Below are 24,943 nucleotides of genomic sequence, written 5' to 3'. Positions count from 1 at the left end.
CATTTGCGGGATTTTTAGGGGAGGCGAGGGTGGGCTGGGGATTTCCCGAGCGGAGCAGCTTGCCGGGGGCAGTCGGTCCCGGTTTCCGCCCTTCGGGCGGCGCTATGCGAAACCTCCTGCGGCTGCCCTGTTAACCAGTCAAGCTGCGCGCGAACTGGCTACGGCGCTGAAGCGCCTGCGCCTGGTACGCTCTTTGTCATGTTGGCGGCATGAATCCGTTGAGGATTCATGCCGTAGCCCTGTGCGTCTAAAGATGCGCACGGCGCTAGGGGTAGGCTGACTGTGGGCGTGTAGAGAGCCGACAACTTTTGGACGACAGTACCACCTTGCGGCTTCGCAGCCGGTGCCGCTTGTCCGCAGGCAAAATGGTCGAGAAAGCTGTATCTCGACGTAGCGTTAGGCTTCTGCGTCTCAAGGCGAGGTTCTCTCTATCTAAGTAACTGATTGAATAGGTTGTTCAGCGTGCCGCCCGATTCGTGGTCGGGCTGTTCTGCACCTTGCTGCGGTTGCTCATTTGCCGCCTCGGGCGGGGCAGGCTCCTGGCCGGCCTGCGCTGTCGGAAGTGCCTGGTCGCCCTCTGCCGCCTCGCCGGCAATAATTTCTTCGATGGAAAGCTCGTTATCTTCTCCTTTCAGCATCTTTTCTGCGGTGCCGCGGACGAGGTCTTTGACCGATGCGCCGGTTGCACCTTTGGAGAGAAGGTCGTCAATCCGCAGCTTGTCGGTTGGCAGTCCGAATTTCTTCAATGTCGCCAAGGCGGCGCCTGGGTCCTTCAACAATCCGGAGAGATCAGGATAGATCCGCGGATTGGCAAAGCTCCCCTCGACGACGACTGGAACCCCGACGCCATCTGTCGATACCTCGGCTCCCTGTCCTTTGAGCGAAGCGACGACCCGGGGATCGAGACGAAATTTCAGGGAGCTCTCCGCCAGGTTAGCCGCGCCTTTTCCGGTCATACGGACCAGCGGGCCGACAAGCTTGATATCTTCGGTTCGCGCAACACCACTCTCAACGGTAAAGGACGCGCCAAGTTCGGTGAACGTGGTTGCGTTCTTCTCGTCCTGTTTGAAACCTGATGACATGAGGCCGACGAGATTGTTGTAGACCTCGGCAATATCGAGGCCGCGAATGGCGCCGTCCGAAAAGCGGACAATCGCGGTCCCGTGAAGTGTGTTTGCGAGCGCCTTGGTCGTCCCGCCCGCGCCCGCAATGTCGAAGTCCGCCTGCAACGCACCCTCAAGATGCCGGAAGCCTGCCATGTCGGTCAGAAGCGGCGCTGCCGAGGCTCCCGAAATGGACGCCTGCAAGGCGATCGAAGGTTCCGACTGGGAGCCATCGGCCTTCAGGCTTGCGGTAACTTGGCCGCCGTAAAACGGGCTTTCTGGAAGGGCAAGGCTTGCGACACCATCGGAGACGATGAGGCTTGTTGCAACCGGTCCGGCGAAGACGCGACCGTATCCGAGTTTTTTTGCGTCCACTTTGATCGTTGCGTCGATCGACTGGAGCGCAGAGAGATCCAGCGGAACGTCGGGGCTTGTCTTGTCTCCTTTCGCTTTTTTCGCTTTCGCTTCAGGAGCAGACGACTGCGCGCCGGCAAGGCGCGCAAAATTCAGTTCCTCAAAGCTGAGGGCGCTGAATATCTTCAGTGGCGTCGTGAACTGGACAGACCCGTTCCCGCTCGCTTGCACGCCGTTGAGCGACAGAATGGCGCGCTCAAACGAAACGCCTGTTGGGCTGGTGCTGACCTCGCCTTTGAATGCAATCGGGCCGACGCTCTCTGCCCCGCCCCGTCCGAGCCAGGCGAGGAACGCATCAAGATCAGCCGTGGAAAAATCGAGCTTTCCAACATACTGACTCGGAAGGACAGCCTTGCCATCGATGGCTAAGGATGCGTCCGGCATGCGCATCTGAAGCTTGAGAGGGATGTCAGTTGTGCCAGGATTTTTCTTCAGAAGCAGATCCCGGACGGGGATTTGCAGTTCGACGGCAAGGGGCTTGTCCCGCCATGCGAGCGTGCCCGACAGGTGCACCGGCTTTGTGAGATCCTCGATCCTGATTGCAAGCTTCTTTGCCTTCACCTCGCGCATGCTTTCATCAGCTATATTCGGCGCGACAAACGTCGCGTCGTGCATGCCAATATTGCCAGTGAGATTGATTGTTTCTCGGAGGGCATCTTCGCTAAGGCCGCGAAAGGCAAAGGCGGTATCTATCGTCAGGGCACCGGACAGTGGGACCGATTGCTCCATCAACGATGCCAGTCTGCCGATGTCGAGGCCGTTGCTGGATATATGACCCTGGAAGGTCGGCTCGCCATCGTGAACATCGGTTTTGATATTGGCGGCGATGCTGCCCGCATCAATACCCAAGTGCTCGAGCCGTGCAGAAAGCTCTCCGTCTTTGAGCTTCGCCACGAGCGAGACGTCGGAGGCCGAGACGTCGCCAAGGGTCAAGGTGCCGACGTGAACGCTGATGTCGCTGTCGAAATCAGCCAGAAATCGCAGGCTTGCGGGGGAGGCGGGGTCTGACGACCCTGCTTTTGATTGCGAAGAACCCGACGTCGCCTCGACAAATGGACTCAAATCCAACCGATCAGCATCGAGGTCAGCGAGAATCCGGGGACGCTTGCCTGGTATGAAGAGCGCGTCCAGGCCAAACGCCTGTTCGCCGGCACGCAGTTTGCCGCCGCGGATCTGATAGCTACCATTGGCATTGAGGGCCACTTGCCCGACTGCCTCGAACTCCGCGAAGCCGGATGCTGGCACCGGATCCGCTTGGAACGAGGCGGTCATGTCGGTTGGCCGGCGTTCAAGCAGTGACCGCAAGGAGGAAATGGTGAGGGTGGTCTCGTAGCGTCGCTCCTCCATTCGGGCGCTCGCCGAAAGAGATAGCTCACCATCTATGCTGGGCGCCGAAAGCGAAAGGTCGACATCGGTCACGGTCTGCTCGGGGCTTGCTGCGTCTTTCCGTATCAACGTGCCGCCGGCGATCGAGATTGAATCGATCGCGCTTCGTTCGAAGAAGGTGGCAAGGGCCGCAAGTGGGTCGCCCTCTTCGGTCCGATCGTTGCCTCCAGGCTGTGTCGTCGATGCACGACCTGAGCCTTCCCCGAGTACGATCATGGGTCGATCCACCTTGATCTCTTTTATGTGCAGGCGATCGGACCAAAGGGAGGACAGCGTCACAGAACCTGCAACCTCCCCGAATTCGGCTGTGACGCCATGCGTTTCCGCGGAGAGGGTGACATCTTCAGCTAGAACCGCGAGATGGGGGAAGGCAGAAAGCCTGACAGGACCATTGAGCGAAATTGAACTGCCCGTCGCAGCAGAAAGCTGCCTGCTGAGTTCGCCGCGAATCCAGTCGCCTGAAACGAGGCTTGGCAAGACGACGATGGAAGTGACAGCGAGCGCACTGAGCGCCAGAAGACATAGAAAGAAGCGCTTCATGTGCCCTCCATCTTTCAAATGCGGCTGATTCGCTATGGTTTTCCAGAAGGTACACTTTTGCAAATGGTGCGCCGAGCTCGAGCTACTCCCGGCTGGGCGCATCCAGTTGCCTTCGTCGGATGCGGGGAAAAGATGTAGATCCGATCGAGCTACGGCACAAAGCTATCGGCCCGAGCTGACGACAGGGAAGGTCTGATTCCGCGCCTCCGGTACGCTCCTGCAAATAAACCCGACAGATGCGGCGGATACGCGTGCTTGCGAGTTTATCCGGCAGACCTTCCTTGCGTGGTGAATGCCAACAACGGCAATGCCGTGGTGAAGCGTCAATGCACCGTGTGAATGGATAGGTCGAGAAAGCTGCGGATTCCGTCCCGCTGGATGGTTGCCAAGAATTCTTCAAACGCTTCGCGGTCAGTAGAGAAGAGATCGTCCCAAACGGTCGAGTATCCTTCTTGGTCGACCACCTCGAGCGTCCAATCCCCATTCGTGCCCGCTGGGCGGTATATGCCGATAGTGACCATGACGTCGTCGTCGACAAATTCGCCGGAGAATTCAGAAAACTCGTACTGCTGTTCGCTTTCAGGCATTGCCATTAATAACATGTTCCGTTGGTGAACACGATTGCTGGCTTGCGAGCGCATCCGACCGCCTTCGCCTCGACGCATGGTTGTTTTTCTGCTTTACTCCACCTGTGACGGGGGAAGCGGTGGGGACCGTCGTAAAATTCCGACGACAGAAACAGCGACCGGCAAGGCGCGCCAGGAGGCCCTTGTCGCCATGGTTGTTCGTCGCGCCCTTGGCCGCGATTGCGGCTGGTGCTGCCTATGGCTGGGCAACTGTTCCGCCGCAAGACACAATCAGCGCCGCTTTCTCAATGTGTGGTGTCACGGCCAGGGAGACCTGTGTCGTTGATGGCGACACCTTTTGGCTCGATGGCGTGGTCATGTTCGTCCTCCATCACTACTGGCGGCCTCATCAGCTTTACCACAACCTGTTTGTGGGATCTTGGTCGACTTCCCGGACCGCGTGCCGTTGCTCTCGTCCAACGATGACCATGACCAGGCCGCCAAGGAACGCGTTGCCGCACGCGATCAGGCCGAGTCCGGGGCCCACAGGTTTCGGCGAAAGTCACAATCCGCCAACTCATTCATGAGTCACCAGTAGCAGGCGGCTTCGAGGATCGGGCTGAAGATGAACAACAAGGCTCCGAGCCTGTTGCGTGGCTTTTCTGCTTGACAGCAGCCGATCTCATCTTGTTAATACGCATTAGCTGCTAATGCGTATTAGCAGCCAGGAGGAGCAGGGAGGAGCTTCCGTGGCAGGCCCTAGGCGCTTGACTCAGAACGATATTGCGAAACTGGCCGGCGTCAGCCAGGCTACCGTTTCGCTTGTTCTGAACGGGGCTCAGACAGCCCTCGCGCGCATTCCGCAGGAAACCCGCGAGCGGGTCCAGCAGGTCATCCGCACGACCGGCTACGTGCCCGACCCGATCGCGCGGCGTATGGCCAAGGGCCTCAACCGTATCCTCGGCGTCTTCACCTACGAACCGGCCTTTCCGAGTGAACAGGCGGACTTTTTCTTGCCCTTCCTGCTCGGTATTGAGGAGGAGGCGCAGGCTCAGAACTACGACCTTCTGCTTTTGACGGGCGCGGGCGTCGGCAAGGACCGCAAGATTTTCGCTGACGGCAACCGGTTGAGGATAGCGGACGGCTGCCTGGTGCTCGGCCGGGAATTCGACCGGGCCGAACTGAAGAAGCTCGTTGCCGGAGACTATCCATTCGTGGCGATCGGCCGACGCGAGGACGCTGGCGGACCCGTTCCCTACGTCGGTGGCGATTACACAACCGCTACCCGCGCGCTGGTGGAGAAGGCGCGGGGGCTCGGGCATTCCAAGCTCGCCTATATCGGTCCTTCAGGCCCGGCCGAGTCCATCGTCGATCGCTGGAATGGATTTTCCGCGGCGGTAGGGGATGGCGCCGACCTGGTTCTCCATATCGATGCCGTCGGCCGGCCGGCCGACGAAATCCTTGCTGCGGTCTTTGCCAAAGGCGCGACGGCGGCCTTTTTCGTCGAACTTGCCGACGCGGTGCGCGTGGAAGTCGCTGCCCGCGAGCGCGGCTTGTCTCTTCCGGGTGACTTTTCGGCCGTCGTGCTCGGCAGCCATGTTCGCGCCGAACGCAGCCATGTGCAGTTCGCCTCCTTCAACATTCCCCGCGAGGAAATGGGCCGGCAGGCGACCGCCATGCTGGTGCGCCGCATCGAGGGCGCCGCACCCATCCAACAAATTCTCCTGACCTGTGAACCGGTCGAGGGCGAGACCCTTGGTCCTGCACACGCCTTTTGGCCCGCAAAGAAACGGACGTGATGAACGTGACAGAGATGCATACAGCTATTCTGGTAGTGGGCGGCGGTCTCGGCGGCGTGGCGGCCGCGCTCGGAGCCTGCCGGGCGGGGCGCAACGTCATCATGACCGAGGAATTTGACTGGATTGGCGGCCAGTCGACCAGCCAGGCTGTGCCTTCCGACGAGCATACCTGGGTCGAGCAGTTCGGCATCACCCGCTCCTATCGGAAACTGCGCAACGGCATCCGCCAGTATTACCGCGACAACTATCCGCTGACCGAGGGTGCCCGCGCTTGGGGTGATCTCAATCCCGGCGCCGGCTGGGTGAGCCGCATCTGCGCTGAGCCGCGCGTCAGCCTCGCGGTCATGGAAGCCATGCTGATGCCGTACCGCGGCGCGGGCAAGCTGAAGGTGCTGCAGCCGTATCGTCCGGTTGCCGCAGACGTGGATGGGGATACGGTGCGCTCCGTCACCGTGCGTCATCGCGATACCGGCCGGGAGATCACCATTTCCGCCGTCTACATACTCGATGCGACCGAACTCGGCGACCTGCTGCCAATAACCGGCACGGAATATGCAAAGGGCTTCGAGGCGCAGTCGGACACGGGCGAGCCGAGCGCGCCGCCGCGAGCGCAGCCGGAGAATGTCCAGGCCATTTCGATCTGCTTCGCGGTTGATCACGTGGATGGCGATCAGACGATCGACAAGCCCGAGAACTACGACTACTGGCGCAAGTACCAACCGCATTTCTGGGGCGGACCGCTGCTTGGCTTCACCGCGCCACATCCGCGCACACTGGAACTCACGACCCGCTCGTTCACGCCGAACCCGGACGACGATCCGCTGCTCGTCGATGCCGACCAGCGCAAGGGTGGCGGAGACGAAAACCTTTGGCTCTTCCGCCGCATCGCGGCCCGCCGCAATTTCCAGCCCGGCTTCTACGAATCCGACATCTGCCTCGTGAACTGGCCGATGATCGACTATATGGACGGCACGATCATCGACGTTTCCGAGGAGGAGAAGGCGAAGCACCTGAAGTCCGCCGCCGATCTTTCCTATTCGGTCTTCTACTGGCTGCAGACGGAAGCGCCGCGCATCGACGGCGGACAGGGCTATCGCGGGCTTCGCCTGCGCGGCGACACCACCGGCACCGAACATGGCCTCGCCATGGCGCCCTATATCCGCGAAAGCCGCCGCATCAAGCCGGTCACGCGCATCGTCGAGCAGGATCTTTCCTATGCGGTACGCGGAGAAAAAGGTGCCGTGAGCTATCGCGACAGTGTCGGCATCGGCATGTATCGCATCGACCTGCATCCCTCGACCGGCGGCGACAACTATATCGACGTGCCGTCCTGCCCGTTCGAGATCCCGCTTGGCGCGCTCCTGCCTGAGCGGATGAAGAACCTCATTCCGGCCGGCAAGAACATCGGCACCACCCACATCACCAACGGCTGCTACCGCCTGCATCCGGTCGAATGGAATATCGGCGAAGTGGCCGGCATGCTCGCGGCCTATTGCCTTGAGAAGGAGCTGCAACCTCACCAGGTCCAGGAAAACGACGAGCGTCTGCGCGACTTCCAGCGAGAGCTCACCCGGGAAGGCATCGAAATCCGCTGGCCGGATATCGCGGCCTACTGATCACCCAATCTTTGGAGGAGGAACGGGAATGAACTATCACAAGTCGTTGAAATCGGCGGTCGCGGCATGGGCGATCGCCGCGCCGCTAGCCTGGAGCGGTTTTGCCAATGCGCAGGACGCGGTCAACCTGCGCATGACGATCTGGAGCGCCAACGAGGCGCATCTGAAGCTCTTCAACGAGATTGCCGCGGGCTTCAAGAAGGACCATCCGGATGTCACGGTGACCTACGAATCGCTACCGTTCGATACCTATACGACGGCCCTGACGACCCAGATCGCCGGCGGCAATGCCCCGGACATGGCCTGGATTTTCGAGACGGCAGCCTATGACTTCGTCAATTCCGGCGCGCTCTATCCGCTGACCGACACGCTGAAGGCCGCGAAGGATTATAATCTGGACGAGCTGAGTGCGACGGCCGCCGAGCGCTGGTCGAAGGACGGCAAGCTCTATGCCTATCCGTTCTCCACCTCGCCATTTGCGATGTTCGTCAACAACGACGTGATCAAGGCAGCCGGCGCCAAGACCCCGGCCGAACTCATCGCCGCTGGCCATTGGACGTGGGACAACGCGATCGCCACAGCTTCCGCCGTCGGCCGCGGGGACAAGGTGGCGGGGAAGGGCGGCCTGATCGTCCGCGATTTCAATTATCAGATGTGGCAGAATCTCGCCTCCATCTGGAATGGCTGGGGCGCCTCTCCCTGGAGCGCGGACGGCAAGACCTGCTCGATGACCGAAAAGCCAATGGTCGACGCGCTGACTTTCATTCACGACGCGATCTTCAAGAAAAAGGCGATCCCGGGCCCCGGCGAAAACGTCGATTTCTTCGCCGGCAATGCGGCGATGACGATCACACAGATCAGCCGCGCCTCACTGCTGCCGAAGGACAAGCCTTTCGCCTGGGATCTCGTGCCGCTGCCGAAGGGTCCGGCCGGTGACTATGCGCTGATCGGCCAGGCTGGTATCGGCGTCATGCAGGCGGGTAAGAACGCCAAAACGGCTGCCGAATTCGTCGCCTACATGACGAACCCGCAAAACTCGATCAAGCTCAGCCAGTTCTTCCCGTCGGCTCGCAAGTCGCTGCTGAATGCCGAAGTGCTGAAGAAGACCAACCCGCTTCTGAGTCAGGAGCAGCTCGACAAAGTCGTCATCTCCGGAATTACGACGGGCAAGGTCATCCCCGGACACACCGGCTTTGCGCAGATCCAGCAGGCCGTCCGTTCCGGCCTCGATGCCGTCTGGCGTCCGGATGCGGATATCCCGGGCACGCTCCAGAAGATCTGCGGCCAGATCGGCCCGCTGTTGAAGCGCTAAGGGAGCATAAAGATGGCTGTCGCGCAGGAGCACGCAATTCCGGAGGGCCGCTCCTCATCGCCGTTCTGGACGGTTGCGCGGCGCGACAGCCTCGCTGGTTTCCTCTTCATCGCCCCGCAGCTGATCGGCGTCGTCGTTTTCGTGCTGATCCCGCTCGGGCTCGTCTTCTGGTATTCGCTGCACGAGTGGGACGTGCTTGCCAATACCTTCACCTATACGGGTGCGCAGAACTACCGGATGCTGATTGAGGATACGAACCTCCTCGAAGTCCTGGGCGCGACGGCGATCTTTTCCGCCGGGCTCGTCGTCTTCAACCTCTCCCTGGCGCTTCTGCTTGCGGTTCTTCTCAACCAGAAGCTCGCGGGCATCGCCATCTTCCGCACGCTGTTCTTCTCGCCGGTCGTCGTCTCGCTGGTCGCCTGGACGATCGTCTGGGGTTTCCTGCTTCAGAAGAATGGCGGCATCAACGGCGTGCTACAGGTCTTCGGCATCGAGGGGCCGAACTGGCTTCGCGAGGAAACGACCGCGATGATCTCCGTCATCGTCGTGCAGGTCTTCAAGAATGTCGGCCTCAATATGATCCTGTTCCTAGCGGCCCTGCAGGGCGTGCCGAACGAGCTCTACGAGGCTGCGCGGATCGACGGCGCGCCGCGCTTTAAGCAGTTCCGCCGCATCACCCTGCCGCTGATCAGCCCGACCATCCTCTTGACCTCGATCATCACCATCGTCGGGTCGCTTCAGGTCTTCGCGCAGATCGCGGTGCTGACCCAGGGCGGGCCAGGGCTTTCGACGACGGTTCTGGTCTATTACCTCTACCAGCAGGCCTTCCAGTTCCATTTCTTCGGCTACGGTTCAACGCTGTCGATCCTGCTCTTCCTGATCGTCGCCGTGCTCACCTTTGCCCAGTGGCAGATGCGCAAGAGGATTGTCTTCTATGAAAACTGAGGTTTCTCCGCGCATGAAGGTGGCTCTCTACGGGCTGATGTGCGTGCTGCTCATCCCTTTCGTCTTCCCGACCTGGTGGATGGTGACGTCCTCGGTAAAGCCGATCAGCGATATCTTCGCCTTTCCGCCGCAACTGGTGCCGCAGAATTACGACTGGACGACTTATCAAAAGGTCTTCGAGCTGCAGCCCTTCGTGCAGCAATACTGGAACTCGGCCTATATCGCCGCGGTGGTGACGATCGGTACGATGGTCGTCTCCTCTATGGCCGGATATGCCTTTGCCCGCATTCGTTTTCCTTTCGCCAACACAATTTTCATGATCGTGCTGCTCGGCCTCTTGATCCCCTCGGAAGTGACAATCGTGCCGCTCTTCCAGATGTTCCTGAAGGCTGGCATGGTGAATACTCATTGGCCGCTGATCCTGGTGCCGATCTTCGGTGCACCGAGTGTCTTCGCCACCTTCGTGATGCGGCAATTCTTCGTAACGTTACCCACGGAGCTGGAAGAGGCGGCACGTGTCGACGGCCTCGGGCGTTTGAAGATCTTTCGCAAGATCGCTTTGCCGCTCGCCAAGCCGGCGCTGGCATCGGTTGCGATCTTCACCTTCCTGCATTCCTGGAACCTGTTCCTCGAACCGATCGTGTTCCTGGAGAATCTAATCCAAGTGCAACAATGACGAGTGGAGGGTAGGGGATTACCCGCAATCGCGCAAATGGGCCATGAAGACCTCGGCGGGCGTGCGGTAACCAAGGCACTTCCTGGGCAGTGAATTGAGATGGTGGGCGAGGGCGACCAGTTGCGGCTGGCTGACGGCGGACAGGTCCGTATCGCTCGGCACAAAGCGACGGATGCGCTTGTTGGTGTTCTCGACCGCGCCTTTCTGCCACGGTGAATTCGGATCGCAAAACCAGCTCCTGGCGCCGAGTCCATCTTCCAAAGCCTTGAAACCGCGAAACTCGGTACCACGGTCGAAGGTGAAGCTCTGCCGGGCAAAGGCGGGTAGCGGTGAGAAGGCATCGATGATCTTGTCGATGAGCGGACGAGAGTGACGGCTGCCATTCTTGATCATCACCGTGTAGCGGCTCTTGCGCTCGACCAGCGAGGTGACATTGGCTTCACCAAGGTCGCGCCGGAAGATCAGGAGATCACCCTCCCAGTGGCCGAACTGAGAGCGATCGGCAATGAAATCAGGGCGTTGGCTGATCCTGCAGTCCAACGGGATCGAGCCGTCACGGGGTTTGCGGGAGCGGCGTGGGCGGCGCTTACGACGGCCTTCCGGCAGATGCTGATAGAGCTCCAGCGCATAATCTTCCTTGCTATAGATGAAGCGATAGATCGTCTCGGTGCAGACGCGGACGGCGCTCACACCATCGGCAAGCAGACGGCCGGCGATCTGCTCCGGCGACCAAAGTGCCTTCAGCTGCTCGATGACCAGTTCGCGTAATTGCGCGTGGCGGCTGAGCTTGCGCAGCCGTCGCCGACGCTCCTTCGAGATGTCGTTGGCGATACCGCTGTAATAGCCGCTGTATTCCGGAAACTCGGCATCATGAAAGGTATTGCGCTTCAGTTCACGATAGATCGTCGATCGATGCCGACCGAGTTGGCGGGCGATCTCAGCAATCGGCACCTTGCGTTCGAGAAGCTGATGCACGCGTCGGCGATCGGGAAGGGTGAGCTGCAAATAGCACTGCGACATCCAAAAATCTCCAGGGCGAAGCCTTTGTTTTTATTGGCATGTCGCACTTGGAAATAGAATGTACCTCCTGTCGAGCGCGGAAAGGTTCACGTTGCCGCAGGCGCTGACCCAATATACCGATGCCTATGGCGGTCCGATGTGGAACATCCAGCTCGCCGCCGCGACCCTGACGGCGCTTCCCGTTCTCATCGTCTTCGTCATCGCGCAGAAGCAATTCGTCGAGGGGCTCGCGCACACCGGCCTCAAGGGCTGAAGAACCGGAAAGCTGATTGATGGCTGAAGTTACCCTTTCCCGTGTCCGCAAGAGTTATGGTGCCGTCGACATCATCCACGGTGTCGACCTCGGCATAAGCGACGGCGAGTTCGTCGTACTGGTCGGTCCGTCCGGCTGCGGCAAATCCACGCTTTTGCGCATGATCGCAGGGCTTGAGACGATCACCGGCGGCGAGATCCGCATCGGCGGGCGCGTGGTCAACGACCTCGACCCCAAGGACCGTGACATTGCCATGGTCTTCCAGAACTATGCGCTCTATCCGCATATGACGGTCGCGATCAACATGGCCTTTTCGCTGGAGCACCGTGGCACCAGCAAGGCGGAGATCGCCGAGCGGGTCAAATGGGCGGCGGCTATCCTCGGCCTGTCCGATCTGCTCGACCGCTATCCGCGCCAGCTTTCCGGCGGCCAGCGGCAGCGCGTCGCCATGGGCCGCGCGATCGTTCGCAATCCTCAGGTTTTCCTGTTCGATGAGCCGCTCTCCAACCTCGATGCTAAGCTGCGCGTCGTCATGCGCGGCGAGATCAAGAGCCTGCACCAGAAGCTGAAGACCACGACCATCTATGTCACCCATGATCAGGTGGAGGCTATGACCATGGCGGACAAGATCGTTGTGCTGAACGGTGGCCGCGTCGAACAGATCGGTGCGCCGCTCGATCTCTATGACCGGCCCGCCAACCAGTTCGTGGCAGGATTCATCGGCTCGCCTGCGATGAATTTCCTGACTGGCACGATCACCTCGGATGGTTTTGCTGCGCCAGGCATCCTGCTGCCGCTGCCGGCGCATGAGCTGAAAGGTCGTAAAGCAGTTTACGGCATCCGGCCGGAACATTTCACCCTTGATGACAATGGGGTACCCGCCGAGATCGTCCTCGTGGAGCCGATGGGCTCTGAAACCCAAGTGACAATGAAGCTCGGTGAAAGCCAGGTCACCGGCGTGTTCCGCGAGCGCGTGTCGCTTCCGCCGGAGGCTACAATCCGTGTTCGCCCTGACCTTGCCAATATTCACCTCTTCGCGGCCGATGGCGGTCAGCGTCTGTGACACCGTACTGCTGCACCGGCCGACAAGTCTCCTGCGGATAGGCACCGATCGACCGGCGCCAATCGCGATCGTCGTACTTCGGCATTGACCGTTGTTCCACGGCAGCAGTTCGATGGCGTTGCAGACGGCACCAACGTCGCCGCGCAGAACGCGTGAAAACCGCTCGACGGCGACGAGACCCGAATCGACAGCATCTTCAGCCCAAATGTCGAGTTTGCTTGGATCACGGTTCCAAAAGATTCCGCGGAAGCGCATGCCAAGACTGCACACCAAACGAACTCAGGCGAGCCCTGCTTCAGGGCATCGACTTTTCTCGCCTGACTGGCATGCGGCTGTTTCAGTTAGATTTGGCATTTAAGGATGAGAATTCGAGAATCCGGGCGCCGCCGCGAAAATGTCGGCGCATGATTGCGCATAGGCCACGGTCGCTCGCCAGATGTTCACGTTCTGTGATCCTATGGTCGCATAACGTATCAACGGAAACCACGGACGGCGACGCGGCTCAGGTTCGGGTCTGCTGCCTGCAGACGGTTACAAGTACGCTCGCGAGGTCTGTGTTATTACCGTCGGCGCAATTATGGTAACAACTTCTTCGGGTGACATTCGTTCGAAGGCGTGTTGTTACCGTTATCGCAAATATGGTAATAACAAACATGCAGCAGATCCCACATACCTACCAGACGCTTTACAGCGAGCTCGCCCAAAGGTCGCTCGATGGCTCATTTGCAAGCGAGTTTAACGTCGACGGCCGCTTTATCGCCGCTGAGGTAAAGGGGCGCAGATATTGGTACTTCGATCTCCCGGACGGGCAGGGTGGCAAGAAACGAACCTATGTCGGCCCTGTCGACGATCCCGAGATCACAAAACGTGTCGAGACCTTCAAGGATCTGAAGGCCGACATCCGCGAACGCCGGAAATTGGTCTCGACGCTCGTGCGCGAGGCGTATCTGCCGCGCCCGGAAAGACAGACCGGCGACATCGTGCAGGCGCTCGCCGAGGCAGGCTTCTTCCGGCTGCGCGGCGTCCTGATCGGCACCGTCGCCTACCAGTGCTATCCAGCCGTATTGGGGGTTCGCCTGCCGGGGACCGCGATGATCACGGCTGATGCGGATTTTGCCCAGTTCCATTCGATCTCCGTTGCTGTCGACGACCAGATACCGTCCGTGCTTGAGACCCTGAGGAAGGTCGATCCCACATTCAGGGAGATTCCGCATCAGGCTGATGGTCGCTTCACAACGCAGTATGCGTCCCGCTCCGGCTATAAGGTCGAATTCCTCACTCCGAACCGTGGTTCCGAGGACTATGGTGGGCGTCCGACGCCCATGCCCGCACTCGGCGGAGCTGCGGCGCAACCGCTTCGATTTCTCGACTTCCTGATTTATCAACCGATTCGTGCCGTTCTGCTGCACGGTCCCGGCGTGCTCGTGAATGTTCCCGCTCCGGAACGATACGCCATTCACAAACTCATCGTCGCCAGCCGTCGTCGAATGGACGACGACGGCACAGCGAAAAGCCGAAAGGACCGGGCGCAGGCTGCCACTGTGATGGAAGCCATGATCGAACAGCGACAGACGGAAGACCTGGCCGATGCCTTTATGGAAGCCTACGACCGCGGCCCGGCCTGGAAAGAAGCGATCCGCAAGAGCATGGACCAGATCGAGGAGGGACTTCGTCAGCGGATCCGATCGGCGCTTAGCGAGGGCATCCGCAAGTTGGAGCGGAACCCTGGCAAGTACGATGTCGAGGAGAGGCCTGCAGTTCCGCCGAGGTGATGGGGCCATTCGGTTCGTGTGAAAATCCGCAGGCAATCCCAGCTACAGGACCGCAGTTCGATTCCGTTCACGGCGGCCATCGAAAAATCATGGCCGGAAGCGGACCCCCGGGGAAGGGTCATGTTTCGCGCGAACAAGGTAAAGTGCCATCTCGAATGGCCGCTCCAGGGCGAATGCGAGGCAATCTCAGGCCCGATCGAGTTGCACGTTGGATAGCTGCAGCCACGGCGGGTTGTCGGCGTACATCTCGCGAATGAGCTGCTTGATCTCATCGACCCTTCCCTTCGCATCGTCGCGTCTGAAACTCATGATGATCGGCGACGTGGCGCTCTCGTCTTTTATGATGCGGTAACACACGTCGTCGGGTCTTTGCCGCTGCGACGCCGCGGGAACGACGCACAAGCTCATCCCGGCCGCCACGATACCCAATGCCGTCTGAATTTCGCGAACCTCCTCCACGCTGCCAGGAGAAATGCCTTGCTCGGTCAACATGTTGAGGACCTCGTCGGCAAAGCTCGGCCGCGGCGCCGACGGATAGACGATCAACGGTTCTCCCTCCAGTTCGGCAAGGGCGATCGGTTCGATGCAGAGCGATTTCGGATGCCCCTTTGGAAAGGCGACCACCAGTCGTTCCTCCCGAAGCGTCAGCCTCTCGACCTCCCTGTCGTTGAAGCGGACCCTGCCGAAGCCGACATCGATCCGCCTCTCCTTGAGAGCGGTGACCTGCTCGGTCGACATCATTTCCCGGATCTCGATGTCGAGATCCGGCCAGCGCTCGCGCATTCGGCGGACGAGGTCCGGGATGCCGCCATAAAGCGTCGAGCCGACGCAGCCGATGACGTAACGCTCCCGTTTCGACAAGCCGATCTTGCGCGCCTGCTCGCGCATGTGCTCGGTGCGGGCAATGATCTGTCCGGCCTGCTCGTAGAAGAAGCGGCCAGCCTCCGTCAAATCGAGAGGACGGTTCGACCGGTCGATAAGCAGAACGCCGAGCTCATCCTCCAATTGCTGGATCTGCCGGCTGAGGGGCGGCTGGGCGATGTGCAGGATTTCCGCAGCACGCGAGAAGTTCCGCTCGCGCGCGACGGCGAGAAAATAGCGCAGCTGCCTCAGCTCCATGATTATACCTTTCAGGTATCAAATCCAACTTTTATAGTTTTGGACTGAATTTAAAGTGGACGCTAATTTCCCCGTAATCAAGGGAGGAAAGCCTGGTGTCTACGGGAATCCGCATCAGCGCGATCGAAACAATTATACTCGATCTGCCCACCATCCGACCACATCGGCTGTCGATGGTGACCATGAACCGGCAAAGCATGACCATCGTCCGCGTCCGTTGCTCCGACGGCTTCGAGGGGCTCGGAGAGGGGACGACGATCGGCGGTCTCGCCTACGGGGCGGAAAGTCCGGAAGGCATGAAACTGACGATCGACGCGTATATCGCGCCGCTGCTGATCGGCCGTGACGCGACGCGCATCCAGGCGGCCATGGACCTCGTCGTCAAAGCGGTCAAGGGAAATCACTTTGCCAAATGCGCAGTCGAGGCGGCCCTGCTCGATTGTCATGCGCGCCGCCTCGGTCTGCCCATGTCGGAACTGCTCGGTGGCCGGCGCCGCGACAGCCTGCCGATCGCTTGGACGCTTGCCTCCGGAGACACGGCCAAGGACATCGACGAGGCGCAAGCCATGCTCGACCGGCGGCGCCACAAGGACTTCAAGCTGAAGATCGGCGTGAAATCGATCGAGGAGGATATCCGCCATGTGGGCGCGATCCGCAATGCGCTGCCGGACATGGTCTCCATCCGGGTCGACGTGAACATGGCGTGGCGGGAGCGGGAGGCGCGCAATGCCATCCAGGCTCTGGCTGACGTTGGCTGCGTGCTGGTCGAACAACCGGTGCAAGGGATCACATCGCTTGCCCGTCTTCGGCGGGCTTCCCCGATCGCCATCATGGCCGACGAGGTTCTGGTTGGACCTGAAAGCGCGCTCGAGGCGGCGACGGCGCGGGCTGCCGACGTGTTCTCGATCAAGATCGAGCAGGCCGGGGGGGTGTTTGCCGCCGGCCGGGTGATCGCGATCGCGGAGGCCGCTGGGGTCAGCATTTATGGCGGCACCATGCTGGAAGGGCCGATCGGTACGATCGCCGCCTCTCAGTTGATGGCGACGGTCAAGGAACTGGAATGGGGCACCGAGTTCTTCGGACCGCTGCTTCTGACGGAGGAGCTTTTGGAGGAGCCGCTGCGCTTCGAGAACTTTGAGCTGCGATTGCCAACGGGTCCAGGGCTCGGCGTGGTCCTCTCCGAGGAAGCCGTCAATCGCTTCCGAAGGGATGGCAAGCTAGCTTCGACCTTGCGCGTAGTGGGGTGAGACCATGCTCTTTCATGTGCGGATGAACGTGAACCTTCCCCATGACCTGCCCGCTGCCGAAGCGGCCGATGTCATCGCCCGGGAGAAGGCCTATTCGCAGGAACTGCAGCGTACCGGTAAGTGGCGGCATATCTGGCGGATTGCCGGTCAGTACGCGAACTACAGCGTGTTTGACGTCAGGGACAATGCGGAACTGCACGAGGTTCTCTCCGGACTTCCGCTGTTCAAATTCATGGACATCGAGGTGACGCCGCTTCTGCGGCATCCCTCCGCGATCCGCGAAGACGATAGCTGATATCGTCGTCACCGGTGCTTCCGGGAGGACGGGAGCCGCCGCAGTTTCAAAAAGCAATCCAAGTGGAGGAATCAACATGAACGTGAAGATTTTCGACAGACCGGATATTCAGGAATTTCTCAAGGTCCTGAGTGGTTTGAACCAGGAGGGTGGCAATCCGCGCGTCAAAGAGATCGTCCATCGAATTGTGTCCGACCTGTTCAAGGCGATCGATGACCTCAACATTACCCCCGACGAATACTGGGCCGGCATCGCCTGGCTCAATGAAATCGGTGCTGCCGGCCAGGCTGGGCTGATCTCGCCTGGTCTCGGCCTTGATCATTTCCTCGATGAGCGTCTCGACGCGATCGATGAGGCCCTCGGCATCGACAACCCGACCCCGCGCACCATCGAAGGCCCGCTTTACGTAGCCGGTGCGCCGGTTTCGCACGGCTTCGCCCGTCTTGACGACGGCGCCGACGAGAACGGCCACACCCTCATCATGCACGGCACCGTCTACGGAGCCGATGGCAAGCCGCTGCCCGGCGCCGCGGTGGAAGTGTGGCACTGTGACACCCGCGGGTTCTATTCGCATTTCGACCCGACCGGGAAGCAAGCGCCGTTCAATATGCGTCGCACGATCATCGCCGACGAAAAGGGCTGTTACAAGTTCCAGAGCATCGTGCCGCACGGTTACGGCGTGCCGCCCGGCAGCCCGACCGAGCAACTGCTTTCCGCGCTTGGTCGTCATGGCCAGCGCCCGGCGCATATCCACTTCTTCATCAGCGCCGACGGCCATCGCAAGCTGACGACCCAGATCAACATCGAGGGCGATCCGCTGGTCAACGACGACTTCGCCTATGCGACGCGCGACGGTCTGGTTCCGGCCCTCGTCGAGCGGACTGACGAGGCCAGCATCAACGCCAATGGCCTGAGCGGACCGTTTGCGGAGATCAGGTTCGATATCCATCTGACGGCCATGGTGAATGGCGTCGACAACCAGGTCAACGAACTGCGCAAGCGCGCGGCCGCCTGACAGGCAAGGCCGGCGGCCCGATCGGGTCGCCAGCCCTGATAACCATCGTCATCAACGACTTAGTTGCAAAGGTTGCGCCTGATAGCGCGCACTTTGCCGGAGATAGGTCATGTCTGCGATCATCGACAAAGCCCGGAACCTCGATCATCTGCTCGCCACCGCCGTGCAGGATGACATGGAAACCGGCAAATTCCGCTGCCGCCGCGACATCTTCACCAACGAAGACCTGTTCGAACTGGAGATGAAGCACATCTTCGAAAGCAACTGGGTGTATCTGGCCCATGAGAGCCAAATCCCGGAGACCAATGACTATTACACGACCTATATAGGCCGCCAGCCGGTGGTCGTGACCCGGCACAAGAGTGGCGAACTGCACGCGGTCATCAATGCCTGCGCCCACCGCGGCGCAATGCTGTGCCGGCGCAAGCACGGAAACAAGGGCAGCTTCACCTGTCCCTTCCACGGCTGGACTTTTTCCAACACCGGCAGGCTGCTCAAGGTCAAGGACGAGAAATCCACCCAGTATCCGCCCCAGTTCGCGCAGAACGGCTCGCATGACCTGAAGCGCGTGCCGCGTTTTGAAAGCTATCGCGGCTTCCTGTTCGGCAGCCTCAAGGAGGACGTGGCGTCGCTCGAGGACTTCCTCGGTGAGACGAAAGTCATCATCGACCAGATCGTCGATCAGGCGCCGAACGGGCTGGAAGTGCTGCGGGGCAATTCGTCCTACATCTACGACGGAAATTGGAAGCTGCAGATGGAGAACGGTTGCGACGGCTATCACGTCAGCTCCGTGCACTGGAACTACGCCGCGACGATGGGCCGGCGCAAGGAGGAGGGTACGAAGGCGGTCGATGCCAACAGTTGGAGCCGCTCCGTCGCAGGCGTCTACGGTTTCGAGAACGGCCATATCCTGCTGTGGACGAACACGATGAACCCGGAGGTCCGTCCGATTTACAACCGCCGGGACGAGATCAAGGCACGCGTCGGCGAAGACAAAGCGGACTTCATCGTCAACCAGACCCGCAATCTCTGCATCTATCCGAACGTGTTCCTGATGGACCAATTCAGCACGCAGATCCGCGTGACGCGCCCGATCAGCGTCGACAAGACGGAAATCAGCATCTTCTGCTTCGCGCCGAAGGGCGAAAGTGCCGCGGATCGCGCGCTGCGCATCCGCCAATACGAGGATTTCTTCAACGTGTCCGGCATGGGCACGGCCGACGACCTGGAAGAATTCCGTGCCTGCCAGGCTGGCTATGCCGGCACCGCCGCACTCTGGAACGACCTGTCGCGCGGAGCACCGCTCTGGATCGACGGTCCTGACGAAAACGCAAAGCGTATGGGCATCGAGCCTCTCTTGTCTGGCGAGCGTAGCGAAGACGAGGGCCTGTTCGTCCGTCAGCACGAATACTGGGCCAAGGTGATGCGGCAAGCGCTGACCGCCGAAAAGAAGGGAGTCGTCGCATGAGCATTTCCTACGAAGCCATCTGCGCCTTTCTTTATCGGGAAGCGCGTCTTCTCGACGACCGCGAGTGGGACGAATGGCTGACCTGCTACGCCCCGGACGTGACGTACTGGATGCCAGCCTGGGACGACGACGATCAGATCACCGAAGATCCGCAGTCGCAGATCTCGTTGATCTACTACCCGAACCGCGACGGCCTGGAGGATCGGGTGTTTCGTATCAAGACCGAGCGTTCCGGCGCCTCCACCCCTGAGCCCCGCACCAGCCACAATGTCACCAATGTCGAAGTGGTTGCGGTCCGGAGCGATGAAGTCGATGTGCGCTACAACTTCCACACGCTGAACCACCGCTACAAGGTCACCGACCAGTTCTTCGGCACCATGTTCATCACGCTCCGCAAGAGCGACGACGGGCTGCTGATCTCGAACAAGAAGATCGTGCTGAAGAACGACTACATCCGCCAGGTCATCGACGTCTATCACATCTGACGGGCGATTTCGGCCGATCCAAGGACTGACGAGGAGGTTTCCATGGCCTGCTACAGGATCGCATTGAACTTCGAGGACGGGGTGACCCGCTTCATCGAATGCAAGGACGGCGAGAACGTTCTCGATGCCGCCTTCCGCAACAAGATCAACCTGCCAATGGACTGTTCCGACGGCGTGTGCGGCACCTGCAAGTGCCGCGCGGAAAGCGGCAGCTACGACCTCGGCGGCGACTTTATCGACGATGCGCTGACAGCGGATGAGGCGGAGAGCGGCCTAGTGCTGACCTGCCAGATGAAGCCGACCTCCGACGGCGTCATCGCCGTGCCTACGACATCGTTGGCCTGCAAGACCGGGCAGCAGAAATTCGCCGCCACGGTGGCCAAGGTGGTGCCCCACAACGACGCGGCGATCGTGCTGGAGCTGGATGTCGAAGCCGCACCCGCCTTCCTGCCCGGCCAGTACGTCAACGTCGACGTGCCGGGCAGCGGCCAGTGCCGTTCCTATTCGTTCAGCTCGGCGCCCGGCGAAGGGCGCATCGGCTTCCTTATCAAGAAGATACCGGGCGGGCTGATGAGCGGCTGGCTGGAGTGTGCCGAGATCGGCACGAAACTCGAGCTGACGGGGCCGCAGGGGAGCTTCTATCTTCGCGACGTTCAGAGGCCGCTTCTGTTTCTCGCCGGCGGCACCGGTCTCGCGCCGTTCCTGTCAATGCTGGAAGTTCTCGCCCGCGCCAATTCGCAGCAGAAGGTTCACCTCATCTACGGCGCCACCCGCGACCTGGACCTGGTCCTCGTCGATGAGCTCGAGGCCTACGCAAAGCGGCTGGCCAATTTCAGCTACAGTACCGTGGTTGCCGAGGAGTCATCGAGCCACCCGCGGAAGGGTTGGGTCACCCAGCACATGCCGGCCGAGGTGCTCAATGACGGCAATGTCGACGTTTATCTGTGCGGTCCGCCGCCGATGGTCGACGCCGTGCGCACCTATTTCAACGACAACGGGGTGAAGCCCCACAGCTTCCACTACGAGAAGTTCACGCCCAATGCGTCGGCGAAGGTGGCTGCATGAGCACGGCGCGTTTCGAAGGCCGCTTCGCGGGCAAGGTGCTGGTCGTCACGGGTGCTGCACAGGGTATCGGCCGGGCCGTGGCGGTCCGCGCGGCGGAGGAGGGCGGTCAAGTGTTGTTCGTCGACCGCGCCGACTTCGTCGCCGAGGTGGTGACTGCGGCCGGCGAGAATGCTGCGGCTTTCAACGCCGATCTCGAAACCCATGAGGGGGCGGCGGCGGCGATGCGGTTTGCGGCCGAACGGTTCGGCGGCATCGACATCCTGATCAACAATGTCGGCGGCGCGATCCGCATGCGTCCCTACGCTGAGTTCGAACCGCAGCAGATTGACGCCGAAATCCGCCGCTCGCTGATGCCGACGCTTTACTGTTGCCACGCCGTGCTGCCGCATCTCTTCGCCCGCGGCGGCGGCGCGATCGTCAATGTGTCCTCGAACGCCACGCGCGGCATCCATCGCGTGCCCTATTCGGCGGCGAAGGGTGGCGTGAACGCGATCACCCAATCGCTGGCGATGGAACTGGCGGAACGCAACATCCGCGTCGTCGCCACGGCGCCCGGCGGCACCGAGGCTCCGCCGCGTCGCGTCCCGCGCAACGCGGCGGGTGATAGCGGGGCCGAAAAGGGCTGGATGGCCGAAGTCGTGAGCCAGGTGAAGCAATCCAGCTTCATGAAGCGGTACGCAACCATCGAGGAACAGGCCGCACCAATCCTGTTCCTGGCCTCGGAAGAGGCGTCATACATCACCGGCAGTGTGCTGCCGGTCGCCGGAGGTGATCTCGGCTGAAAGCTCATTATTACCATGCGTAACAACTCGGGGAGGAGCGACGATGCGCACCATCGATGTCAATGAAACAATAGACAATACCCCTTTCGGGGCCTTCCAGTGGACGGTGGTCGCTCTCTGCGGGCTGCTGCTGATCGTTGACGGCTATGACGTGTTCGTCGCCGGCACAGTGCTGCCGACGCTGATTGCAGAGTGGGGGCTGAGCAAGCCGCAGGCCGGCGCGCTGCAGGCCTGGGCGCTGTTCGGCATGATGTTCGGCGCGCTCATTTTCGGCCCGCTGGCGGACAAGATCGGACGGAAGAAGGGCATCGCGATCAGTTTCATGCTGTTCACCGTTTCCACCCTTCTCACCGGTCTCGCCAGCTCGCCGGATCAGTTCAAAGTCTTCCGTTTCCTCGCCGGTCTCGGCTGCGGCGGGCTGATGCCGAACGCGGTGGCGCTGATGAACGAGTATGCGCCGAAGCGCCTTCGCGGCACCATGGTCGCCCTGATGTTCTCCGGATATTCGGTCGGCGGCATGGTCGCGGCGAGCCTCGGTATCGGTCTCATCCCGCAATACGGCTGGAAGCCGATGTTCTTCATCGCCGCGGTTCCGCTGCTGATGCTGCCGCTGGTCCTGTGGAAGTTGCCGGAATCCTTGGGCTTTCTCATCCGCCAGGGCAAGCAGGAAGAGGCGAAGCGGATTTATGGGAAGATCGCTCCCTCCTCGCGCCTCAGCGACACGGACACGCTGGTTTTTTCGGAAGCGAGGGGTGCTTCGGCGTCGATCATCGAGCTGTTCCGTCATGAGCGGACGCTGCGTACGCTCATGCTTTGGGTTGCTTTCTTCTGCTGCCTGCTGCTCGTCTATCTGTTGTCGTCCTGGCTACCGAAAGTGCTGCAGGAAGCAGGCTATGCCGAAAAGGCCAGCCTCTTGAGCCTGTTCTCGCTGAATTTCGGCGGCATGGTCGGAGCGATCGCCGGCGGCCGGTTGGGCGACCGGTTCGGCCTGCCGAAGGTGGTTGTCGGCTTCTTCATCGCCGCTGCCTTCTCGATTGCGCTGATCGGCTTCAACCTGCCGGCAGGGCTGCTGTTCCTGATGGTCTTCATCGCCGGCGCCACTACCATCGGCACGCAGATCCTGCTCTATGCCAGCGTCGCACAGCTCTACAATCTCTCGGTGCGTTCGACCGGGCTGGGCTGGGCCTCGGGCGTGGGCCGTATCGGCGCCATTGTTGGCCCCACCCTGGGCGGCGTTCTGCTGGCGATGGAATTTCCGCTCCAGCAGAACTTCCTGATCTTCGCCATCCCGGCGGCAGTCTCGGCTCTGGCGATGCTGGTGTTCGCGATAAGCAACGCGCGCCGCTCCGGCGCCGTGCAGCTCGCCACGGCATGAGGGAGGAACGACGACCGGCGTGAAAGGCTATCCTTACGCGGATACCTCTCTCCCGGCTGTTCTCGCCGGCATCGTTTCCACGGTGAGCGCATCTGCCGGACCGCTGGTCGTCGTGTTCCAGGCAGCACAGGGCATGAGCCCGGCACTGCTCAAATCGGGGTGATCGCATGGCCGGCGCCACCGATCACCCTTTCTGCCGACGTTCCCATCGTGAGTACTTGACCTGTGCCCTATCTCGATCTTCCCAGCCATCGCCTCCACTACCGTATCGACGGCGATACGGACGGTAGCCAAAGCAAGCCCTGGCTTATGTGCTGCAATTCGCTCGGTACCGACCTGCACATGTGGGACGCGCAGGTGGCTGGACTGTCGCGGGATTTCCGCCTGCTGCGGTATGATTGTCGCGGTCACGGCCTATCGTCGGCTCCACCGCCGCCATACGGTCTGTCCGACCTCGGCAACGACGTGCTCGCGCTGCTCGACGCTCTGGAGATAGAGCGGGCGCATTTCTGCGGTCTTTCTATCGGCGGCCTCACGGGGCAATGGTTGGGTATCCATGCCGGAGAGCGCGTCGGCAAGATCGTTCTCTGCGCAACATCCGCGAAGATCGGTACCGCGGAAAGCTGGACCGCGCGAATGAACACCGTTCGGGAGAATGGTCTCGCGGCACTGACCGCCGCCACCGTCGAGCGCTGGTTCACCCCGGGGTTCAACGACGTTGAACCCGGCACTGTCGGCAAGGTGCTCGACAGTTTTGTCGCGACCTCGATCGATGGGTATATCGGCTGCTGCGCGGCTTTGGCCGGAGCCGACCTGTGGGAGGATATCGAACGCATCGCCAACCCTCTGCTGGCCCTTTCCGGCGCTGACGACCCGGTGTGCCCGCCAGCCGACCTAGAAGACATTACAAGGCGCGTGCAGCGGGGCCGGCATCTGTCGTTGCCGGGCCGGCATATCGTCAACATCGAGTCGAGGCGGGCATTCAATGTTGCACTTCTGGAATTCTTTGACAGCAAGGCGGCCGATATTAATGAAGCAAACCTTTGATGCGCGAAGGAGCATTTGTCAGACTTGGCGAGCGGTGGACACCGGAACCTTGCTCTGGATTATCGCAAGGAATCGCCTCATCCATTTGGAGCAGGATTTCGTCCTCCGTCACCACCTTCGCAGCGCCCCAGGGCCGATATTCAAACGCTGTGCGGTAGCTGGATCGCAGTATCCAGGAAGCCTCGATATCGGCTTGAGTGTCCGGGCCAAGATCACGCCGGAATTTCGCAAATCCTGATTTTCCGACGAACTTGCCCGTCCCCCGCTCTGCTGCTGTTCGCGGGGCGAACGGGAGGAAGGCTCGTGGTGGCAGGTACCAGGCTGTCGATGCACGCGAGCGAATTTCCTACTTTCGTCGACGCGGTGATCACGGGGTGGCGGCTTCGGAGAAAGACGAGGACGACATCGCGCACTGCCGCGATCGCTTGAAGACGGCTTGCTCCCAAGCCGACGAGCTTGCGGGCACTCACGGCAAATCCACCGCCCTGTCCAGTGTCATCAAGTCTGCGTGAGAGCGCCTTTTGCAAGCAACCAGCGAGCCAGAGACGTCGAATACCGAAGTGAAAGCATTCGCAGGCCG

General features: G+C 60.8%; 20 protein-coding genes and 2 pseudogenes. 18 read left to right on the top strand and 4 right to left on the bottom strand.

What is annotated here, in order from left to right; translation table 11 throughout:
• Positions 1-428: 428 nt before the first annotated feature.
• Complete coding sequence (locus PZN02_RS22930) at positions 429-3,443, bottom strand: AsmA family protein (RefSeq protein ID WP_280663239.1); 3,015 nt, start codon at positions 3,441-3,443, stop codon at positions 429-431.
• 323 nt (positions 3,444-3,766) lie between these two features.
• Complete coding sequence (locus PZN02_RS22925; protein ID WP_280663238.1) at positions 3,767-4,030, bottom strand: hypothetical protein; 264 nt, start codon at positions 4,028-4,030, stop codon at positions 3,767-3,769.
• Between the two features lie 689 nt (positions 4,031-4,719).
• On the opposite strand from PZN02_RS22925, the gene PZN02_RS22920 reads away from it, so the two are divergent.
• From PZN02_RS22920 to PZN02_RS22900, 5 genes and pseudogenes are all read left to right on the top strand, one after another.
• Positions 4,720-5,808 carry a LacI family DNA-binding transcriptional regulator gene (locus PZN02_RS22920; RefSeq protein ID WP_425336343.1) on the top strand — a complete coding sequence of 363 codons (1,089 nt, stop codon included), beginning with the start codon at positions 4,720-4,722 and terminating at the stop codon, positions 5,806-5,808.
• Between the two features lie 14 nt (positions 5,809-5,822).
• Positions 5,823-7,424 (top strand): FAD-dependent oxidoreductase, encoded by a 1,602-nt coding sequence (locus tag PZN02_RS22915; protein WP_280663237.1) that lies wholly within the window; start codon positions 5,823-5,825, stop codon positions 7,422-7,424.
• A gap of 28 nt (positions 7,425-7,452) precedes the next feature.
• Positions 7,453-8,736 (top strand): ABC transporter substrate-binding protein, encoded by a 1,284-nt coding sequence (locus PZN02_RS22910; RefSeq protein WP_280662955.1) that lies wholly within the window; start codon positions 7,453-7,455, stop codon positions 8,734-8,736.
• A gap of 12 nt (positions 8,737-8,748) precedes the next feature.
• Positions 8,749-9,681 (top strand): carbohydrate ABC transporter permease, encoded by a 933-nt coding sequence (locus tag PZN02_RS22905; RefSeq protein WP_280662954.1) that lies wholly within the window; start codon positions 8,749-8,751, stop codon positions 9,679-9,681.
• Positions 9,671-10,336: pseudogene (locus PZN02_RS22900) on the top strand (carbohydrate ABC transporter permease); the annotation flags it as partial. The gene PZN02_RS22905 and the pseudogene PZN02_RS22900, both read left to right, overlap by 11 nt.
• 39 nt (positions 10,337-10,375) lie before the next feature.
• Here PZN02_RS22900 and PZN02_RS22895 read toward each other — a convergent pair.
• Entirely contained in the window at positions 10,376-11,377 is a 1,002-nt protein-coding gene (locus PZN02_RS22895) for an IS30 family transposase (protein ID WP_013851102.1), read from the bottom strand.
• Between the two features lie 64 nt (positions 11,378-11,441).
• On the opposite strand from PZN02_RS22895, the pseudogene PZN02_RS22890 reads away from it, so the two are divergent.
• From PZN02_RS22890 to PZN02_RS22875, 3 genes and pseudogenes are all read left to right on the top strand, one after another.
• Positions 11,442-11,630 (top strand): annotated as a pseudogene (locus PZN02_RS22890) (carbohydrate ABC transporter permease); the annotation flags it as partial.
• 19 nt (positions 11,631-11,649) lie between these two features.
• On the top strand, positions 11,650-12,693 hold the full coding sequence (locus tag PZN02_RS22885; RefSeq protein WP_280662951.1) for an ABC transporter ATP-binding protein: 1,044 nt from the start codon (positions 11,650-11,652) through the stop codon (positions 12,691-12,693).
• Between the two features lie 653 nt (positions 12,694-13,346).
• On the top strand, positions 13,347-14,465 hold the full coding sequence (locus PZN02_RS22875) for a nucleotidyltransferase family protein (RefSeq protein ID WP_280662950.1): 1,119 nt from the start codon (positions 13,347-13,349) through the stop codon (positions 14,463-14,465).
• Between the two features lie 186 nt (positions 14,466-14,651).
• Here PZN02_RS22875 and PZN02_RS22870 read toward each other — a convergent pair whose 3' ends face one another.
• The gene (locus PZN02_RS22870) at positions 14,652-15,584 is read right to left on the bottom strand and encodes a LysR family transcriptional regulator (RefSeq protein ID WP_280662949.1); all 933 of its coding nucleotides are present in this window, start codon (positions 15,582-15,584) and stop codon (positions 14,652-14,654) included.
• A gap of 95 nt (positions 15,585-15,679) precedes the next feature.
• Between PZN02_RS22870 and PZN02_RS22865 the strand changes: the two genes are divergently transcribed.
• The 10 genes from PZN02_RS22865 to pcaD all read left to right on the top strand — a co-directional run bounded on the left by PZN02_RS22865 (position 15,680) and on the right by pcaD (position 24,363).
• Positions 15,680-16,831: a muconate/chloromuconate family cycloisomerase gene (locus tag PZN02_RS22865; RefSeq protein ID WP_280662948.1), complete on the top strand. Its 1,152-nt coding sequence runs from the start codon at positions 15,680-15,682 to the stop codon at positions 16,829-16,831.
• A gap of 4 nt (positions 16,832-16,835) precedes the next feature.
• Complete coding sequence (catC, locus tag PZN02_RS22860) at positions 16,836-17,126, top strand: muconolactone Delta-isomerase (protein ID WP_280662947.1); 291 nt, start codon at positions 16,836-16,838, stop codon at positions 17,124-17,126.
• A gap of 76 nt (positions 17,127-17,202) precedes the next feature.
• A complete protein-coding gene (catA, locus tag PZN02_RS22855; RefSeq protein WP_280662946.1) occupies positions 17,203-18,141 on the top strand; it encodes a catechol 1,2-dioxygenase in 939 nt (312 codons plus the stop codon).
• Between the two features lie 109 nt (positions 18,142-18,250).
• A complete protein-coding gene (locus PZN02_RS22850) occupies positions 18,251-19,609 on the top strand; it encodes a Rieske 2Fe-2S domain-containing protein (RefSeq protein ID WP_280662945.1) in 1,359 nt (452 codons plus the stop codon).
• Positions 19,606-20,094, top strand: a complete 489-nt coding sequence (gene benB, locus PZN02_RS22845) for a benzoate 1,2-dioxygenase small subunit (protein ID WP_280662944.1) — start codon at positions 19,606-19,608, stop codon at positions 20,092-20,094. Before PZN02_RS22850 ends, benB begins: the two co-directional genes overlap by 4 nt.
• A 42-nt stretch (positions 20,095-20,136) precedes the next feature.
• The gene (gene benC / locus PZN02_RS22840) at positions 20,137-21,159 is read left to right on the top strand and encodes a benzoate 1,2-dioxygenase electron transfer component BenC (protein WP_280662943.1); all 1,023 of its coding nucleotides are present in this window, start codon (positions 20,137-20,139) and stop codon (positions 21,157-21,159) included.
• Positions 21,156-21,941 (top strand): benzoate diol dehydrogenase BenD, encoded by a 786-nt coding sequence (benD, locus tag PZN02_RS22835; RefSeq protein ID WP_280662942.1) that lies wholly within the window; start codon positions 21,156-21,158, stop codon positions 21,939-21,941. The genes benC and benD overlap by 4 nt, the downstream gene beginning before the upstream one ends.
• A 43-nt stretch (positions 21,942-21,984) precedes the next feature.
• Positions 21,985-23,316 carry an MFS transporter gene (locus PZN02_RS22830; protein WP_280662941.1) on the top strand — a complete coding sequence of 444 codons (1,332 nt, stop codon included), beginning with the start codon at positions 21,985-21,987 and terminating at the stop codon, positions 23,314-23,316.
• A gap of 19 nt (positions 23,317-23,335) precedes the next feature.
• Positions 23,336-23,479: a hypothetical protein gene (locus tag PZN02_RS22825; RefSeq protein ID WP_280662940.1), complete on the top strand. Its 144-nt coding sequence runs from the start codon at positions 23,336-23,338 to the stop codon at positions 23,477-23,479.
• Between the two features lie 62 nt (positions 23,480-23,541).
• The gene (pcaD, locus tag PZN02_RS22820) at positions 23,542-24,363 is read left to right on the top strand and encodes a 3-oxoadipate enol-lactonase (protein WP_280662939.1); all 822 of its coding nucleotides are present in this window, start codon (positions 23,542-23,544) and stop codon (positions 24,361-24,363) included.
• The last annotated feature ends 580 nt before the right edge of the window (positions 24,364-24,943 follow it).

The organism is Sinorhizobium garamanticum (assembly GCF_029892065.1).
Lineage (GTDB): Bacteria > Pseudomonadota > Alphaproteobacteria > Rhizobiales > Rhizobiaceae > Sinorhizobium > Sinorhizobium garamanticum.
This window is presented reverse-complemented; position numbering and strand designations above follow the sequence as displayed.

Coding starts and splice junctions, on each gene's coding strand:
- PZN02_RS22930 (WP_280663239.1), bottom strand. CDS start 3,443: ATGAAGCGCTTCTTTCTATGTCTTCTGGCGCTCAGTGCGCTCGCTGTC.
- PZN02_RS22925 (WP_280663238.1), bottom strand. CDS start 4,030: ATGCCTGAAAGCGAACAGCAGTACGAGTTTTCTGAATTCTCCGGCGAA.
- PZN02_RS22920 (WP_425336343.1), top strand. CDS start 4,720: ATGCGTATTAGCAGCCAGGAGGAGCAGGGAGGAGCTTCCGTGGCAGGC.
- PZN02_RS22915 (WP_280663237.1), top strand. CDS start 5,823: ATGCATACAGCTATTCTGGTAGTGGGCGGCGGTCTCGGCGGCGTGGCG.
- PZN02_RS22910 (WP_280662955.1), top strand. CDS start 7,453: ATGAACTATCACAAGTCGTTGAAATCGGCGGTCGCGGCATGGGCGATC.
- PZN02_RS22905 (WP_280662954.1), top strand. CDS start 8,749: ATGGCTGTCGCGCAGGAGCACGCAATTCCGGAGGGCCGCTCCTCATCG.
- PZN02_RS22895 (WP_013851102.1), bottom strand. CDS start 11,377: ATGTCGCAGTGCTATTTGCAGCTCACCCTTCCCGATCGCCGACGCGTG.
- PZN02_RS22885 (WP_280662951.1), top strand. CDS start 11,650: ATGGCTGAAGTTACCCTTTCCCGTGTCCGCAAGAGTTATGGTGCCGTC.
- PZN02_RS22875 (WP_280662950.1), top strand. CDS start 13,347: ATGCAGCAGATCCCACATACCTACCAGACGCTTTACAGCGAGCTCGCC.
- PZN02_RS22870 (WP_280662949.1), bottom strand. CDS start 15,584: ATGGAGCTGAGGCAGCTGCGCTATTTTCTCGCCGTCGCGCGCGAGCGG.
- catC (WP_280662947.1), top strand. CDS start 16,836: ATGCTCTTTCATGTGCGGATGAACGTGAACCTTCCCCATGACCTGCCC.
- catA (WP_280662946.1), top strand. CDS start 17,203: ATGAACGTGAAGATTTTCGACAGACCGGATATTCAGGAATTTCTCAAG.
- PZN02_RS22850 (WP_280662945.1), top strand. CDS start 18,251: ATGTCTGCGATCATCGACAAAGCCCGGAACCTCGATCATCTGCTCGCC.
- benB (WP_280662944.1), top strand. CDS start 19,606: ATGAGCATTTCCTACGAAGCCATCTGCGCCTTTCTTTATCGGGAAGCG.
- benC (WP_280662943.1), top strand. CDS start 20,137: ATGGCCTGCTACAGGATCGCATTGAACTTCGAGGACGGGGTGACCCGC.
- benD (WP_280662942.1), top strand. CDS start 21,156: ATGAGCACGGCGCGTTTCGAAGGCCGCTTCGCGGGCAAGGTGCTGGTC.
- PZN02_RS22830 (WP_280662941.1), top strand. CDS start 21,985: ATGCGCACCATCGATGTCAATGAAACAATAGACAATACCCCTTTCGGG.